The 16,990-nt window shown below is 42.4% G+C and carries 13 protein-coding genes; 1 reads left to right on the forward strand and 12 read right to left on the reverse strand.

Going from position 1 to position 16,990, the window contains the following annotated elements:
* Positions 1–10: 10 nt before the first annotated feature.
* On the reverse strand, positions 11–1,075 hold the full coding sequence (gene aroC, locus ACYZZR_RS11000) for a chorismate synthase (RefSeq protein ID WP_461534056.1): 1,065 nt from the start codon (positions 1,073–1,075) through the stop codon (positions 11–13).
* A gap of 218 nt (positions 1,076–1,293) precedes the next feature.
* Between aroC and ACYZZR_RS11005 the strand changes: the two genes are divergently transcribed.
* Positions 1,294–2,133, forward strand: coding sequence for a UDP-2,3-diacylglucosamine diphosphatase (locus ACYZZR_RS11005; protein WP_461534057.1), 840 nt, complete (start codon positions 1,294–1,296; stop codon positions 2,131–2,133).
* Between the two features lie 12 nt (positions 2,134–2,145).
* On the opposite strand, the gene ACYZZR_RS11010 is transcribed toward ACYZZR_RS11005, so the two are convergent.
* From ACYZZR_RS11010 to ACYZZR_RS11060, 11 genes are read right to left on the reverse strand one after another with little or no spacing between them, the layout of a single operon-like run.
* A complete protein-coding gene (locus ACYZZR_RS11010) occupies positions 2,146–3,159 on the reverse strand; it encodes a LacI family DNA-binding transcriptional regulator (protein WP_461534058.1) in 1,014 nt (337 codons plus the stop codon).
* A gap of 45 nt (positions 3,160–3,204) precedes the next feature.
* Positions 3,205–4,056 carry a glycerophosphodiester phosphodiesterase gene (locus ACYZZR_RS11015; protein ID WP_461534059.1) on the reverse strand — a complete coding sequence of 284 codons (852 nt, stop codon included), beginning with the start codon at positions 4,054–4,056 and terminating at the stop codon, positions 3,205–3,207.
* 18 nt (positions 4,057–4,074) lie between these two features.
* On the reverse strand, positions 4,075–4,944 hold the full coding sequence (locus ACYZZR_RS11020; RefSeq protein ID WP_461534060.1) for a glycerophosphodiester phosphodiesterase family protein: 870 nt from the start codon (positions 4,942–4,944) through the stop codon (positions 4,075–4,077).
* A 13-nt stretch (positions 4,945–4,957) separates the two neighbouring features.
* Entirely contained in the window at positions 4,958–5,884 is a 927-nt protein-coding gene (locus ACYZZR_RS11025; RefSeq protein ID WP_461534061.1) for a carbohydrate kinase family protein, read from the reverse strand.
* Positions 5,885–5,893: 9 nt separating this feature from the next.
* Positions 5,894–7,390, reverse strand: coding sequence for a mannitol dehydrogenase family protein (locus ACYZZR_RS11030; protein WP_461534062.1), 1,497 nt, complete (start codon positions 7,388–7,390; stop codon positions 5,894–5,896).
* 5 nt (positions 7,391–7,395) lie between these two features.
* A complete protein-coding gene (locus tag ACYZZR_RS11035; RefSeq protein ID WP_461534063.1) occupies positions 7,396–8,340 on the reverse strand; it encodes an ABC transporter permease in 945 nt (314 codons plus the stop codon).
* 2 nt (positions 8,341–8,342) lie between these two features.
* On the reverse strand, positions 8,343–9,836 hold the full coding sequence (locus ACYZZR_RS11040) for a sugar ABC transporter ATP-binding protein (RefSeq protein WP_461534064.1): 1,494 nt from the start codon (positions 9,834–9,836) through the stop codon (positions 8,343–8,345).
* Between the two features lie 17 nt (positions 9,837–9,853).
* The gene (locus ACYZZR_RS11045; RefSeq protein ID WP_461534065.1) at positions 9,854–10,864 is read right to left on the reverse strand and encodes a substrate-binding domain-containing protein; all 1,011 of its coding nucleotides are present in this window, start codon (positions 10,862–10,864) and stop codon (positions 9,854–9,856) included.
* 11 nt (positions 10,865–10,875) lie between these two features.
* Complete coding sequence (locus tag ACYZZR_RS11050) at positions 10,876–12,270, reverse strand: SUMF1/EgtB/PvdO family nonheme iron enzyme (RefSeq protein ID WP_461534066.1); 1,395 nt, start codon at positions 12,268–12,270, stop codon at positions 10,876–10,878.
* A 17-nt stretch (positions 12,271–12,287) separates the two neighbouring features.
* Entirely contained in the window at positions 12,288–13,751 is a 1,464-nt protein-coding gene (locus ACYZZR_RS11055) for a RagB/SusD family nutrient uptake outer membrane protein (RefSeq protein WP_461534067.1), read from the reverse strand.
* 16 nt (positions 13,752–13,767) lie between these two features.
* On the reverse strand, positions 13,768–16,926 hold the full coding sequence (locus ACYZZR_RS11060; protein ID WP_461534068.1) for a SusC/RagA family TonB-linked outer membrane protein: 3,159 nt from the start codon (positions 16,924–16,926) through the stop codon (positions 13,768–13,770).
* Positions 16,927–16,990 lie beyond the last annotated feature (64 nt).

Below are 16,990 nucleotides of genomic sequence, written 5' to 3' on the forward strand. Positions count from 1 at the left end.
AAACCACCAACTACAACCTCACACTCTTATTCATCAAAAAGTGATCGGCCAGTACAAGAGCTGCCATAGCTTCAACGATAGGTACAGCACGAGGAACCACACAGGGGTCGTGCCTTCCCTTGCCTTGCATTTCTACAATATTACCGTCGCGATCTATGGTGGGTTGCGACTGCATAATGGTAGCTACGGGCTTAAAGGCTACTCTGAAATAGATATCCATTCCGTTACTGATTCCTCCTTGAATACCTCCGGATAGATTGGTTTTAGTACTTCCGTCCGGATTGTACAAATCGTTGTGCTCGCTTCCCTTCATCTTCGCTCCGCAAAATCCGCTGCCGTATTCAAAGCCTTTTACGGCATTGATAGACAACATCGCCTTGCCGAGATCGGCGTGAAGCTTGTCGAAAACAGGTTCGCCGAGACCTATGGGTACATTTCGCACTACACAAGTTACTGTTCCCCCTACGGTATCCCCTTGTTTTCTTATTTCCTTGATATACTCCTCCATACGACGTGCTACTTCGGCATCCGGGCAGCGTACAGGATTGTCCTCTCTTTTGGAGAAATCTAAATCTTGATAGGGCTTTTCGAGAAAAATATCCCCTACCGAAGATACATAAGCCTCTATGGTAACACCTTTGAGCAACTGTTTGGCTATAGCTCCGCCAACTACTCTACAAGCCGTTTCCCTGGCCGAACTTCGACCACCGCCTCTATAATCGCGAAAACCGTATTTCTGATCGTACACATAATCGGCATGACTGGGGCGATAACTGTCTTTTATATGCGAATAGTCATGAGACTTCTGATTGGTATTTTCAATGACAAATCCAATAGGCACTCCAGTTGTTTTCCCTTCAAAAACCCCTGAAAGTATACGAAATTCATCGGGTTCCTTTCGCTGGGTTACAATAGCCGACTGCCCCGGTTTTCTTCGGTTCAGCTCGTATTGTATCTTCTCTGTATCCAGTTCCAGTCCGGCAGGACAACCATCAATTACACCCCCGAGGGCGGTTCCGTGCGATTCTCCGAATGTAGTGAGCCTGAATAAGGTTCCGAAAGTGTTTCCTGCCATGAAAAATTATTTGTGACAAAAGTAAATCTTAATCGTTAATTATTCAAGGTTTAGCACTGGTTTAAGTCACTCCCCGCAATTTTACTTCGCTAATGAGCTTAACTGATTGTAACAGGATATGCAGTTCACACATTATTAACGATATACTCATATTTTGTTAATTGGAGATTAATACTCTAATAACACAGAACGCTTTCTTTTACACAAAAGAATAAACGTTGAAAAAACGAAAAGTAGAAATTGTTGTTATTTCAGACGTGCACCTGGGTACTTATGGGTGTCACGCCGGAGAGTTGTTGTCTTATCTGAACAGTATATCCCCGGAAAAGCTCATCCTAAACGGAGATATTATAGACATCTGGCAGTTCAGAAAGCGTTATTTCCCGAAAAGTCATCTACAGGTTATCAAAAAGATTATCGACCTATCTACCAAAGGCACCGAAGTGTTTTATATCACTGGAAACCACGACGAAATGCTGCGCAGGTTCAGCGATGTCTCCATGGGGAATATAGCTATACTCGACAAACTCTGCATCACCCTCGACGGCAAGAAGGCTTGGTTTTTTCACGGCGATGTCTTTGACGCTTCCATACAACACACCAAGTGGATTGCCAAACTGGGCGGATGGGGATACGATTTTCTGATTGTTGTAAACCGTTTGATAAACTGGGTACTCATAAAAATGGGAAGAGAAAAATACTCGCTTTCCAAAAAAATAAAGAACAGTGTTAAGAAGGCGGTAAAGTACATCAACGACTTCGAAAAAGTTGTTGCAGATCTCGCCATAGAAAACGGTTTTAAATACGTGGTTTGCGGACATATTCACCAACCCAAAATGATACGGAAGGTGAATCGTAACGGCACCTGTCTCTACCTAAATTCGGGCGACTGGGTAGAAAATCTCACTTCACTAGAATACCACAAAAAGCACTGGGAGCTATACAGCTATAACGAAGACAAACTCAGTCCGTTTTATATCGATGAGAACCTCAAGTCGATGAGTTATAAAGATCTCTTGGCAGCTATTACGGTTACGGGGAAGAAATATTCAGAATAACTATAATTCTCTTCACCGTTCTGACGATTCTCCACTTATGATTTTGGTGTTGAAAACAACATGCTCTACTTCCTTGCTCCCTTCGACAATATTGAGCAGTGTTTTCACTACCTGATCTCCAATTTTCTTTAGGGGTTGCTTTACATAGGTAATACTGGTATTAAAAATGCGATAAGCATCGGCTTCATCAAAACACACTACACCCAATTGATCAGGAACTTTGATTTTGAATTTTGCAATAGCAGCTAGCCCTTCCATAGCTATTTTGTTGGTCGAAAAATACAGCGCATCTACTTGCCTATCGCCGTATATGAGCTCCTTAATTGTCTTTTCGATCTCACCTGATAATTTTTCTTCCTCCACCGTGATAATATAATCAGATCGATCTCCAAAAAAATGTTTGCCCCCTTCTTCAAATCCTCTCGATCTTTCTCGCAAATGATGTAATTCTGAAGTCAGTGTTATCATTACGGGATGTTTGAATTGGTTGTCGTGCAGGTGTTCGGCTACCTTGTACGAGGCCTTAAAATTATCTATGACTACAAAGCTTGCATCGTCAATACTAGGAAAAAAGCGGTCGATAAGCACAAATGGAACTCTTTGTTCCGAAAGATATTTCAAGGTTTCTTCGCTGTGTGCTGGTGCGGCGAGTATGATTCCATCTACCTGCCTTCTCAAAAAAACGTCGACAAGTCCCTTGAACTTTTCCATATTTTCGTCAGCACTACCAAAGATCATATTGTAATTATTTTCCTGGGCCTTGTCTTCAATAATCCTCGCAATGGAAGAATAGAACAGGTTGGAGATATCTGCAATTATAAGTCCAAGCGTATAAGTTTTGTTCTTCTTTAAACTTTTTGCAATAAAATTGGGTGTATAATTGAGCTTAGAGGCCACCTCTCTAATCCGTGTTGCGGTATCGGCATTGATTCGTTCAATATTTTTTCCATTGAGCACATAAGACACTAGGGTGACAGATACTCCTGCCTCCCTAGCTATGTCCTTTAACGAGGTTTTCTTTTTCATTTTTGTGGTTTTGACACCTTAAACATGGCTTGATTAGAGTGCAATTTATTTTTTTGCTTTGAGCTTTAAAGGGAAATTAGTAGATATTGCATAAATACCGTCGCGATCTGCAAACCAATCCATAGTTTCATTATCGTCTACAGTATACACGCTTACCTTGATATTCTTGTCGAGATACGTTTGTAATACCGCAGTGTTTTGATAGAATTTTTCATAGGAGAAATTTGCCCATGAATATCCGTTTTGTTCAAACTGTTCGGCTGTGTAATCCGTATTCATATAAGCACAATCCCAGTCACCTCTCGCCGCAGCTATACACTTGTCTAGCACCTCTTTTCGCCCCACGATAAACGACACCTTTTTTTCAGCTCCTTGAGTTCTGACAATCTCAGCTGCCATTTCTCCTGCCAGAATAGAACGTTCGTTACCCCCCGCAGCATCAGATAAAGACTTGACGTCGAGCCACAATTGTATATCTTGTTGTAAGGCCACATCTATAAAATCGGATAGCAGAGGAATCTCTTCTCCATTGGACAATTTATGCGTTTGAAGCTCTTCATAGGTCATATCTTTAAGGTACTTGCCCTGAATTGTTTCGTCGTGAAACACCACTACTTCTTCGTCTGCGGTAAGTTGTATATCGCATTCCGATATATCACTACCTATTTCTGCCGCCTTTTTCAGCGCAGCAACTGAGTTTTCCGGAAGATCAAATTCTTTCCAAGCCCCGCGGTGTGCTACTACACTAAAGGTTGCGTCGTCGTCTCCCGGGCTATTGTTATCATCTCCAGGTTCTTCTATTGGATTGTCGTTGTCGATAACACTGTCGTCATCTCCCCCACTACACGCAGTAAAGAGCGCGAAAACTATTATAAAACTATACACTGATCTAATCATAAGTCTGTATTTAACACATTAATAATTAATAAATAAAGCCGGGTAATCTGTTTCTATAATGTCTGGTTTTTTCATCAGTTCTTCCGAATATCCTTTTACCCGTTCGAGATCGGTTTTCTTCTTGTCTTGAGTTGGGTGAATGGAAATAAAGCACATTACTCCATTACTTCTGAGATACTTGTACATCTCGCTGTATTTCTCATCCATGGTATAGCCCACATAGGCGATAAGTCGGTCGAAAGGAACTCCGGTTTCTTCAAAGGCTTTCAAGTCTTCTTCCGTATGAATAGCAACGCAAAACATAACGTGATCCAAACGCTGGTAATAATAGGTCAGCTCTTCCATCGATCGGACGCTGAGTACTATATTGGGGTATTCATCTCCTCCAAATATCTCTACATATCTACTCCACGGAATCTCCTTGTTGTCCATATTGAATATGGTTTTGTCTTTCCCCCAATCGAGAGCCTCTTTAAGTGTAGGTATCCTTAAATCGGTCAGATTGCCCTGTCTGTCCTTTAATCGGGCTTTTTTTAACTCATCATAGGTATAATCAGAAACTTTGCCCTTCATATTGGTCGTTCTATCTAAAGTGTTGTCGTGCATCAGCACCAGTACACTGTCTTTTGTAAGCCTCGGATCTATCTCAAAAAAAGAAGGCAGTATGGTCAATGTCTTCTCCATGGCTTCTATACTGTTTTCGGGATATCCCGGAAGCATTCCTCCCCTGTGTCCAGAAATAATGACAGCTTTAGACTCGTCATAGCGAAAGTACTCCTGTAACTCTTCAAAATTACCGATCTGTACCGAGGTACTGTTCTGTCCGCAAAGATACTCTACCGAAAACAACATCCCTATACACAGAACCACTGGTATTGATATTTTCATTTTAAAAATCATTTTAATCATTAATTATGTTACACCCTCCTGAGAGCTTGTTATTACTTTTAAAATCTTCTAAGTCTTTTAAATTATAAATAGGGCAGGCCCCTTGTCTCGTAGCTATATAACCAGATAAAAGACTAGCTTTATCTAGGGAGTCTCTTACATCCCTTCCCCTTAATCGTCCGGCGAGAAAGGCGGCCAGAAAAGAATCTCCACTCCCCACGGTATCCTTTACCGATATCTGATGGGCAGGTACTTCGCAAACAGTTTTTTCAGAAATATATACAGCTCCCCGCTCCCCTCTGGTGAGGAGTATTTCTCCAATATTAGTAAAGCGTAATCTCAGGTGATGTATAATTTCTCTGTAATTATCGCTACTTATTTCCATCCAGTGTCCTATCTGGTATAACTCATCCATATTCAACTTTAATAAATCTGTCATTTGCAGAAGAAAAAATATATAATCCTTGTCGTAAAAAGGAGGCCTGAGATTTACGTCAAAGACTTTCAGCTTGCTGTGAGCCAACAATTTTAACAAAGTATCTCTAGAGGTTTTATGCCTGCCTACCAAGCTGCCAAATACCGTCATATCTGCCGTCTTGACCACTTCTTCAAGTGCTTCGGAATAATTTATATAATCCCAGGCTATATCGTCAACAATGTCATAACTCACATCACCTGCATCATCGTGCACTACTTTAACCGTAGAGGTAGGTGCCCTATCGGTGCGGGTACACAATTCAGAAGAGATTCCCAAACGCTCCAATTCCGAAAGAATAGCATTTCCGTCTTTGTCGTTTCCCACTTGTGATACGATGCGACTTTCAATCCCCATCTTAGACAGGTGATAGCAGACATTCAGAGGTGCTCCTCCCAGCCTTCTTCCATTCTCCATATAGTCCCAAAGAATTTCTCCGAAACACACTACTTCCATTTTTTCCATACTCTTCTCTTAATTGCTGTATTTGATCTGTATGGCGCACTTTGCCGCCTCATACATTCCTACACTCAAAATAAGGTTGATCCAGTAAGTGACCTGACTTTTTAGTTTTTTATCTTTTCCGAGACTTCCGAAAACAATATCCGTGTTCAGAAACTCGACAATAGCAATATCCTTCTCCTGGCTAAAAACAAATTTCCAACGATCCTGTAATACATCTTCTATTTCATCGGCCTTGTTACTTTCTACCTGTTGATAGAGATAAAACCACCAGGTCGCAATAATAAATATAGCTATATCCGGAGATTTTCCCGCATTGAGATTATACTGTAAAACAGGCAATACAAAACGCGGAATTTTGGCAGAGGAGTAAGATATAATACGGTCTGTACTGTCTTTTATAAGACTGTTTCCAAACCTTGATTTAACCGTAGAGGCATAGCGGTAAAAATCAATCTCGTCGATAATTTCCAAACTGGGTATAGCCTCTTTTTCCGTATACAAATCAAATAGTTCGGATAATAGCTCGGAAGACACGGCGGTGTGAATATAATCAATTCCCATACCTTTACCTACAAGCCCGAGAAGACTGTGTCCTCCATTGAGTATTCTGAGCTTCATCATTTCGTAGGGGCTTACATCGGGTACTACAATTGCTCCCGCTTCCTGAAGCGGAGGGAAATCGGAATTTCCGGTATCTTCTATAATCCATTGATGGAACGCTTCACAAACAACAAGACAATGATCTTGATAGTGAAAAGCCGACGCAAACTCTTTGCGGTTGTCGGCTGTGGTTACCGGCGTAATCCGATCGACCATAGTATTTGGAAACGCTATACCTCGCAAGACATAAGCAACTAATTCGGCGTCAAATTGTTCTAAAAAAGCAAGAAGAGCCTGTTTGAGGAGTTTGCCGTTTTCCTGCACATTGTCGCAAGACAGCAGTGTAATGGCTTCTCCTCCCTGCTCTTTTCTAATAGACAATCCTCTAGCGAGGTAGCCAAAAACTGTTTTGGGCGCATTTTCTTTATCCAAATCCCACAGAATATCGGGATGCTCTATCTGAAAACGACCGTTATCATCTATCATATACCCCCCTTCAGTTATAGTAAAACTCACTACCAGCGTTTCCGGTGAAGCTATTTTGTTTATAATCTGCATCGGATTTTCCGGACCGTAAAGAACAGTATCGATCACAGAGATAAGTTCTACTTCTTCCTGGCCATCCGGACTGTAGCTCTTCAGGGAATACAAGAAATCCTGGTTTCGAAAATGTTCTACAAAAGTCTTGTCTCCGGGCATAATACAAGCTCCTGTAATTTTCCATTTTGCGTAAAGCTCCGGGTTTTTGTCGATAAGCCGTTGAAGATAAAACGCCTGATGTGACCTGTGAAATGCTCCTACTCCAAAATGCAAAATGGCAGAAGTCTGCTCAGGTATGGGCTTTTCCATTCTCCGAATAGTATCCGGACACAGAGCAAGTGTCTTATTGTTCAGCTGTGGGTACATCTCTTTTATTTTTGATATTTCTGAAATACTACGGCAAGGATAATTATAATCCCTTTGATAAGCTGTTGAAGATACGAAGTAATATTGAGCAGATTCATGATATTACCTATCATTCCCAGAATCAGCACCCCCAGTAAAGTATTGAGCAAACTGCCCTTTCCACCCGAAAGACTTGCACCCCCTATCACCACCGCAGCAATGACATCCAACTCCATACCGACACCAATATTTGGCGTTCCTACCCCAGTTCTCGAAACAATGATTAGAGCCGCTAATGCGGTGAGAACGGCAATAATTACATATACCCAAAACTTATACCTTCTTACATTCACTCCAGAAAGCCGTACCGCTTCTTCATTACTCCCTATAGCTATCAACAATCTGCCAAATACATTGTAATGCAAAACGACATACAAGATACCGAAAACAACCACAAGGATAAGAGCCACATACGGAACTCCCAACACATCGCCACTACCTAGATTTAGAATGCTTTCAGAATACACTCCTACAGTAATTGGAGCCCCTTTTGAAAAGAGGTACCCAAGCCCTCGAACAATCGTCATCATAGCGAGGGTAGCTATAAAAGGTGCTACCTTCTGATAGGCTATCAGATAGCCAGTAATAACACCTATACCTCCTCCTATAAGTAGAGATAGCGCAAAAGCTACCGGAAAGTACACTTCGTAAGACAAGAGGGCAAATGCCACTCCTATCCCCGCAATTACAGAACCTACCGAAAGGTCTATACCCCCGATAAGGATTACGAGTAGCATACCAAAACTCATCAGTCCTATGGGTGCAATCTGCCGGATGAGATTAGACAGATTGTTCAACGTAAAAAAAGAATCAGACATGCTGGCTGAAAACACCAACATCACAACAAATATGAGTACGGTATTGTGCTCTATGATAAAGTCTTTTATACGGCTTATAGTATTTCTTTCCATAATTATTTGTATTCTTCTCCTATGGCCATTCTGAGTAATATTTCTTCATTCAAATCCTTTTTCAGGACTTCTCCGCAGATTGTTCCTTTGCGCATCACAATAACCCTATCGGGCAATCCGAGAAGTTCTTCCCAGTCTGACGACACCATAAGTATAGCCTTACCACTTTCTGCGAGGTCGTGAATAATTTGATATATCTCCGCTCTCGCTCCGACATCCACACCTCTTGTGGGCTCGTCAATCAGCAACAGTTCTACCTCTGTATTAAGCCACTTGGCAAGAATAACTTTTTGCTGATTTCCGCCACTGAGGTCTTTGAGAGCCTGATCGAGGGCAACCATTTTTATATTGAGTTTTTCTTTCAATGCCGCCACAATGGCATTTTCTTCTTCCCTTCGAATAAATCCCATCCCCTTGTTGAGTTTAGGATAATTGGCAACACTTATATTCTCCCGAATGCTACACTCTAATATACCACCGTGCTGTTTTCTGTCTTCGGGCACCATTCCTATTCCCGATCTAACTGCGGCTTTAGGGCTTTCTACCCTCAGTATAGCATCTCTCTTAGTCACCTTTTTAAACGACTGAGGGTCTGCACCAAATATGGCTCGAAGCAGCTCAGTTCTTCCACTTCCTACCAATCCGCCAACGCCTACAATCTCACCTGAACATATCTTTAGGGAAACCGGATCATTACTACCGGGAACGCGTATACCCGATATAGAGAATAGCACTTCTCGATGCTTCGCCGATTGTAGGTGCGTCCGATCGGGAAACATAGTGTTTAAGCTTCGTCCGAGCATGAGTTCGACCAGCTGGTCTTTTGTCGTTTCTCCTGTGCTTACCGTAGCCACCGAAACCCCGTCCTTTAAAACAGTAATTTTATCAGAAAGTTCAAACAGTTCTTCGAGATGATGCGATATATAAATGATGGCTACTCCTCTTTTTTGCAGTGCCCTCAAGGTGCGAAACAATTTGTGGATCTCGGCCGGACCTAATACAGCTGAGGGTTCATCGAGAATGAGTAATCGGACCTCTTCTGAGAGTGCTTTTGATATTTCTACGATCTGCTGATCGGCTATGCTCAGGTCTTTTACCTTTTTGCGAACATCTAGTTCAAAGCCGAGCTCGGCAATCAGTTTTCGGGAATTATCTCTGAGTTTTTTCCACGGAATAAACAGATGATTTTTCAGTTGGTGTAAAAAGATATTTTCGGCCACAGAAAGCTCTGGTACCAGAGAAAATTCCTGATATATGATTCCTATACCTTTCTCTTTGGCAGCCTGGGTGTTTTTGAAGTACACTTCATCCCCGTCTATTTTCAATACCCCCTCATCTCGGGATATGGCTCCTGAAATAATTTTCATCAGGGTTGACTTACCCGCACCGTTTTCTCCCAGCAGAGCGTGTATTTCACCGGCCTTTACCTCCATATTCACCCCTCTCAGAGCCCTGACACCTCCAAATGATTTTTTTACACCTAATACTTCAATCATAATTTATATTCACATTGTTAAAACAACGCATCCGGATCGTAATATTTATCCACATTTCTATCGTCTATAAGAACCGACGGAGTGTAAGTGGTACGCTTTACATTTTCATCATTCAGATATCTCGCAACAGTTTCTATAACTGTTCTTCCAAGTATATTCGGACTGTTTTGTGCGGTAGCTCCGTAATTTCCTTCCTTTAAAAGCTGATACGCCTGTTTTTGCCCATCAAATCCCAGCAGTGTAATGTGGTCTTCTAGTTTCATTTCTCTAATCGCCTTCAAGGCTCCCATAGCCATAGCGTCGTTTTCGGCAAAAAGCACATTGATATCAGGATATGTTACCAATATATCTTCAGCCGCTTTAAGTCCGCCATTATTGGTCCATTTCCCCCATCCTTGAGCCACGACCTCTACATTTACACGGTTGTCTAGGTGAAGCTGTGTATCTGCAATTCCTCTGATAAACCCAAGCCTTTTTTCGCGCCCTACAGGATTGCCCTGATTACCACTTATAATGGCTATGCGGAGATCTTCTCTGTGTTTTCTGACGATCCATTCTCCCAGCAACTCCCCATTTTTCTGATTGTCGGCAATAACCGCTGAAATAAAAGGAGCACTGTCGTCTATAAAACTGTCTACTATAAAAACCTTCACTCCCCTATCTACTGCTGTCTCTACAACAGGCACCATGGCTTTTGGATCTATGGGGTTTAAGACCAACACATCGATATCTTTTGATAGAAGATCTTCTACAGCCACTACTTGTTTTGAAATATCGGCCTGACCGTCTGTGCTGTAATACTGCATACCGTATTGTTTAACACTTTGTTGCACCGCTGCTTCCAGTGCCACGTAGAAGGGAGCGTCCAGGGTGGGAGTACAATATCCCACCCTGACCGAAGAAAGATCCTTATTACTTTTATAACTACTTTCTATCTCCGCAGCTTTACTCTTGCTCGCATCCTCAGGAAGGCAAGCTGTAAACACACACAATACAACTGACAGTAAAAAAAACTTATCAAATTTCATCTGAAGGTGTTTTACGGAATATACACTATTCTAAATCCGAGGTATGCCCTCGTAAAATCGGCTGTATTGTTTCCCCTGTAACTTACTGCCTCACTGTATTTGGTGTGATACCAACTACCGCCACGGAGCATATTGTTTCCACTTTGTCCAATAGGATCTGTCCGCCCTTCTGCAGTATATGTTTCCATTTTGTCTAATACCCATTCATACACATTTCCACTCATATCGTAAATCCCCAATTCGTTAGGGGCAAAAGACCCTACGGGAACAGTAACTCCTTTTGTACGTTGATCTCCACCATCATAATAATAAGCTACATCACCTAGAATATTGCTACCACTGTATATAAATCCATTACTTTCTTGTCCTCCCCTAGCAGCATACTCCCATTCTGCCTCTGTGGGCAACCTGAACTGTCTTCCTGTTTCCTGACTCAGCTTATCGGTAAATTCTTTTGCCGTATTCCAATCTACCATTTCAACAGGGTGATCACTTCCCACGGTAGTCGAAGGATTGTATCCCATAATATTTTCGAACTGTGCCTGAGTGAGCTCGTATTTACCGATGTAAAAATCTTTGGTAATAGTGACTTGATGAACAGGCCCCTGATTTGCCGCGGCATCAGGATAATAGTTGGGCATAGAGGGGTCTGTAGATTGCGCTCCCATATAAAAAGTACCAGCCTTGACAAGAATCATCTCTATACCGTTTATGGTGATACTCTCTTCGTTATCGGGTTTGGCTTGATTTATCAGCAGTGTATCCCGCACTACATAGGGCTCTTCTCCCGCTTCGAAGAATACCTCTCCCGATCGAGCTTCCATATCTGTATTTGCAGAAGTTGTTACCGCAAGAGTGTTGCCCAGTTGTTCCAGACTTAACCAATCCACATCGGTAGTAGCTCTCCATTCGTCTTGATTGGTGGTCACCGTCAGGTCGAGTGTTTCTCCATCGGCTGTAAAATTCAACAACACCTCCGAAATACTCAGTGCCGGATCATCAAGGGCACTTTCCTGAACCACCTCAAAGGTTCTCCGTTCTTCTTTACCTCCAAATACAGCGATAATACTTACTACAGCTCTTCTGGAATAGTAGGTATTTTCTTCTGCAGATAAATAAACTACGGGTTCTGGCTTTCCGTTTTCCTCTGTAGTTCCTGTTTCTACCATCAACCAATCTGCATCGGTTTCGGCCAACCAGGTATCAAATGTCCCTAGTATGGCTACAATGTTGGAAACCCGATCTCCTGCAACATTAATTTCAAGTGCAGCTTGTTCCAGTCCTATCCTGGTTGGCTGATCTATATTTTTCTGAATGTCCATTTCGTCAGAAGAACTGCACGATGCCAGCATCAACGCACTGAACAAGACAAATACTGATATTTTACTTATGATATTGCTTTTCATCTCTCAGTCTTTTTGTATTATTCCCAACCCGGTGTTTGTCCGCCAAGATTCGGGTTGTCATTAATAGAATTATCACTAAGTGGCCATAAGAGGATATTGGTATCTCCTTCTCTTCCGTTGAGATATGGATTCATGTCGAATACCACATCCAGTCTGATAAAATCCCACCACAGTTTTCCCTCAGCTGGAAACTCACGCATTCTCTCTTTTACCAGGAGATCTTTTACTTCTGTTGCTGAGAGAGAAGAAGGGTAATAAGCGGGATTGCCGTAGGCTCTTTCAACCAGTGTGTTTACAGCTCCGATAGCTCCCGGGTAATTTTCGCGGTAATATTTTATTTCTGCATCAAACATATAGGCATCTGCAAGTCGGTACAGTATAATATCGGCATCGAGTATCAGCGTATTATTTACCCAAGAGCCTTTATACTTATTGGTCCAGTTGAATTCCTGTGCCATAAGGTCGTCATAAAATGTCAAGTAATTTGTATTCAACCGAGTATCTGAGGTATTTTCAGTAAGTACGGTGATATAGTCTTCCGTGTAGAAAGTCCACTGTTGCTGTGTACCTACAGCAATGGGGTTCCAGTGGTACACTGGCGATACTGTAGCCGAATTGAACTGATAGTCTATGGGATAACCATCGGTATACTCGTCTTGAGCATAGTTCCAGGCGTATATCACTTCACTACCTTCCTCAGAAGTAACATCAAAGATCTGTGCGTAATCGGCAGACAGGCTATATCCGTCATTCAAGACATTAGAAACCGCTGTTTCTGCCTTTTGCAAATATGTTTCTCCTCCGTTTTCTACGGTGTACATCCACAGGGCATAATCGGCCATCAGCATATTGAGAGCGGCCGGTGATGCAGTTTTCTTTTCGCGCACTCCGGAAGGTATCAGTTCCAATGCAATTTCCAAATCACTTTCTACTTGAGCATAGACCTCACTTACAGGGCTCCTCACAGGCAACAGATCTTGTGAAGCCGACTCATAGCCTTCAATTACTATAGGCGCATCTCCCCAAATTCTCGCTATCCAGTAATAGCATATAGCCCGTACAAAATAACCATTGGCTAGTACTTCATTTTTCCTTTCCTCATCAGAAAAACTGATTCCGGGGGTATATTTAAGCAACAAATTGGCCTGATTGATGGTTCGGTAAAGGTTTTCCCAATCGGCATAGGCATGAGTACTCGGCATACTGCTCTGATATACCTGATCTCTTGGAGACTGAGACAAGCCGTTGTGATTACCGGGTCCCCAAAGCCCTGTTCGATATTCTCCCCAGTACACCAATCCCTTGCTAAACGTAGCTCTGAGATACTGATGAGCTCCATACATGGCAGATATGGCGTCGTTTTCTTCTGTCCACATCGAACTAGAAGACAGCTGACTTTCCTGTGCGATATCGAGATCGCCGTGACAACTTATCGATAAAAAGGAGATTGTAGCTGCAACTATGATATATTTTAATTTCATTATTCTCAGTTTTAAGTTAGAGTGTAATTTTTAATCCCAGCCCCACTTTTCTTGTGGAAGGATAAGAAGAAAATCCGGTACCATAGGTAGTACTAGTTCCACTTTCGGGAGAAACCCCGTTTACTCTAGTGAAAAAATGCAGATTGTTTCCCACGAGATATACCGATGCTCCTGTAAGCTTGAATTTGTCCAACAATGATTGCGGAAATTCATAGGTAAGCATTACTTCTCGAATGGCGAGGAAATCACCTTTTTCACTAAATATATTGGATGCCCGGGAGTAGTTTCTACTGCCGTCGTCCGCGTCGTTGGCGAAGAATTTGGCGTATTTGGTTTGGTCTCCCGGCTGTGTCCACGCCTTTTTCACTTCGTTGGTCAGCGTATAATTATAGTTAAAGGTACCCATAAAATAACGTTCCTGCAGATAGTTCTGAACGGTGTGCCCTATAGCGTAGTCCATAAAAATATTTAGAGACAGGTTTTTGTACTTAAACGTATTGCTTATACCTCCGGTAGAATGCGGAATGGTATACCCCAATAAAAACTGGTCTTCTGCATTGATTTGGTCTTTACCATCACGCTGAGAACTCCCCGGTCGGTTTACCCATTCGTAATCTCCTACAGCTTTTCGTCCCGGTATTGACTGCCCATCAGCAAAGCGGAATCCGTTCGAGTTGACATCGTACATGGCTGCATCTGCCTCGGCAGTTGTTTCCAGTATACGATCTACTACATAGCCGTAAATACGGTACATTCTCTCTCCTTCTGCGATACCACCATAAGCGCTACCATCGCCAAGGGTAATCCCTCCTATTCTGTTTTTGTCCCTGCCATTATCCGGCAATTCGCGTACTTCATTCATCACATAACTATAGGTGATATCTGTAGTCCAAGAAAAATCTGGTGTCTTGATATTTTCCGAGGTCAGGTGTAGCTCACCTCCCCAAAAATTCACCTTCCCTACATTGGTCATTATAGATGCATATCCCGTAGTATTCGGCAATGGCTGTTCGAAGATTAGGTTGTCTGTGATTTTATTAAAATAATCGGCCGCGATCACTATTCTATTGTCCAACAACCCTAAGTCCAGTCCTATATCAAACTGCCTTGTAGTTTCCCATTGGAGATCCTGATTGGGTATAGTAGAAGTAACGATAGTAGCCATATCGTTGTAAAGTCCGTTGGAATTGTAATTCCCATAGGCATCGTAAAGACCTATAGCATTGTTTCCGGTAAGTCCGTATGAGGTTCTTATTTTCAAGAAATTAAACTTTTCTGATTTCCAAAAATCTTCTTCAGACACTATCCAACCTGCCGAAGCCGCGGGGAAAAAGCCCCATCGATTATTTTTAGCAAATTTAGACGAACCATCTGCCCTAGCGGTAAAGCTCAATAGATACTTATCCTTAAAACCGTAATTCAACCTTCCGAAATAACTGATCAAGACTTCTTCTGTCCTGCTGCTGGTGGGAGCACCCGGTATAGCTCCTGCCGAAAGTGTCGGTACCTTATCCGACGAGGCTCCAGTTACCGAAGCTCCGAAAGCATTGTATTTGTCTTTCATATAATCGGTACCTACTACAGCATCTATTTCATGGTCCCCAAACTTTTTGGAATAATTGGCATAAGCCTGAAAGTTCAACCGGTGAGTCTCGCTAAATGCCTCTTCAGTGGGGCGCAGGCCGTTGTATTCGTTGGCTTTGATAAAGCTGGAATTTCTCGTATGTCTGTTGTAATTGGTAAGCATCCCCGTAAGGCTCAGATCGTCTGTCACATCGTATACCAATTTTCCAAAAGCTATACTCCTTTTAGTAATCTGACTTCTGTCGTAGTAGTATTTATACCAATCCGGAGTGGGAGTACTTCCGTTTACTCCCGGCTCGGGAAGTCCTGTTTCTACATTGTATATCCGGTGTGTATTGGGAGTAGACAGTCCTCGGTGCAACAGGTTCCTCTTGTTTCCCGGATAATCTTCTAGATCCGTTTCCATAAAATCATAACCTGTAGAAAAGGTCAATTTGTCAGTGATATTGATATCCATATTTCCCCTCATAGTAAAGCGGTCGTATCCTGTTCCTATACCCACACCATCATCTGAAGTATAACCGGCCGAGGCAGCGTATACCACTCGGTCTCCTCCTCCGTTTACCCCCAAGTAATAATTGGACCAGAAGGAGCTGTCAAAAAAACGTTTCTGAAAATCGTTATCCTCAAAAATCAATGTCTTGGAGGGATCGAGAGGATCTGGCATGGATTGCCATCCTTCTGGTATGCTCTCTCCATCTTGAAGATATCTAGTAGTCCACATCGAAGTATCTGTATTGGCAGAACTCATGGAAAAACCATTCTGAAAATTTCGGGCAGGATATTTCCCCTCAGCTACGGCTCGCCTCATATAGTACAGATAATCTCTCGAATTCATAAGATCAAAGCGCTGTACAGGCGATTGAGCAGCTACAGCAGTTTCGAAAAGTATTGTAGGGGCTTGTTTTTTTCCTTTCTTGGTAGTAATCATCACAATCCCGTTTGAAGCCCTCGCTCCGTATATAGCCGCAGAAGCGGCATCTTTGAGCACCTCGATAGATTCGATGTCGTTCGGGTTTATTCCACTTATTTCCCGAACCATCCCGTCTACAACTACAATGGGAGCGTCGCTTTGATTTATAGACGAACCTCCCCGAATGCGAAAAGTAGGATTCTGTCCCGGTTCGTTATTGGTAGAATACACCCGTAATCCGGCTACCTTCCCTTTGAGTGCATCCCCCAGAGAATTCACAGGAACATTCTCAAGCTTTTCTCCGGATAGATTGGAAACGGAAGCAGTTACTTTTCTTCGTGACAAGGTTCCATAACCCATAACGACCACCTCGTCTAACTGAGAAGCATCTGCAGACATTACGACGTTTATGGTATTGTTATCGGCAATAGTAATCTCCCGAGTCTTCATTCCCACAAAAGAAAAGATCAACACATCCCCTTTGGCAGCATCGATGGTATAAGCTCCATCAAAATCGGTCATTACCCCTTCGGTAGTGTTTTTTTTCAAAATGTTCACCCCTGGAAGAGGAACTCCCTCTTCGTCGGTTACAGTTCCTTTAACAGCAATCTCCTGTCCGTAAACAACAGGAAATACCATTACAGCAAGAATTAGCTGAAGAATTGAATGAATTTTCATCACATTTGGTTTTTAAGGTTTTGGTTGACACCTTGTTTAATCGTTGAAACAAATATATTGAAAC

The sequence above is a fragment of the Sinomicrobium sp. genome (assembly GCA_029266035.1).
In the GTDB taxonomy this organism is placed as follows: domain Bacteria; phylum Bacteroidota; class Bacteroidia; order Flavobacteriales; family Flavobacteriaceae; genus Sinomicrobium.

Coding starts and splice junctions, on each gene's coding strand:
- ACYZZR_RS11025 (WP_461534061.1), bottom strand. CDS start 5,884: ATGGAAAAAATGGAAGTAGTGTGTTTCGGAGAAATTCTTTGGGACTAT.
- ACYZZR_RS11035 (WP_461534063.1), bottom strand. CDS start 8,340: ATGGAAAGAAATACTATAAGCCGTATAAAAGACTTTATCATAGAGCAC.
- ACYZZR_RS11030 (WP_461534062.1), bottom strand. CDS start 7,390: ATGTACCCACAGCTGAACAATAAGACACTTGCTCTGTGTCCGGATACT.
- ACYZZR_RS11045 (WP_461534065.1), bottom strand. CDS start 10,864: ATGAAATTTGATAAGTTTTTTTTACTGTCAGTTGTATTGTGTGTGTTT.
- ACYZZR_RS11060 (WP_461534068.1), bottom strand. CDS start 16,926: ATGAAAATTCATTCAATTCTTCAGCTAATTCTTGCTGTAATGGTATTT.
- ACYZZR_RS11010 (WP_461534058.1), bottom strand. CDS start 3,159: ATGAAAAAGAAAACCTCGTTAAAGGACATAGCTAGGGAGGCAGGAGTA.
- ACYZZR_RS11050 (WP_461534066.1), bottom strand. CDS start 12,270: ATGAAAAGCAATATCATAAGTAAAATATCAGTATTTGTCTTGTTCAGT.
- ACYZZR_RS11040 (WP_461534064.1), bottom strand. CDS start 9,836: ATGATTGAAGTATTAGGTGTAAAAAAATCATTTGGAGGTGTCAGGGCT.
- aroC (WP_461534056.1), bottom strand. CDS start 1,075: ATGGCAGGAAACACTTTCGGAACCTTATTCAGGCTCACTACATTCGGA.
- ACYZZR_RS11020 (WP_461534060.1), bottom strand. CDS start 4,944: ATGAAAATATCAATACCAGTGGTTCTGTGTATAGGGATGTTGTTTTCG.
- ACYZZR_RS11055 (WP_461534067.1), bottom strand. CDS start 13,751: ATGAAATTAAAATATATCATAGTTGCAGCTACAATCTCCTTTTTATCG.
- ACYZZR_RS11015 (WP_461534059.1), bottom strand. CDS start 4,056: ATGATTAGATCAGTGTATAGTTTTATAATAGTTTTCGCGCTCTTTACT.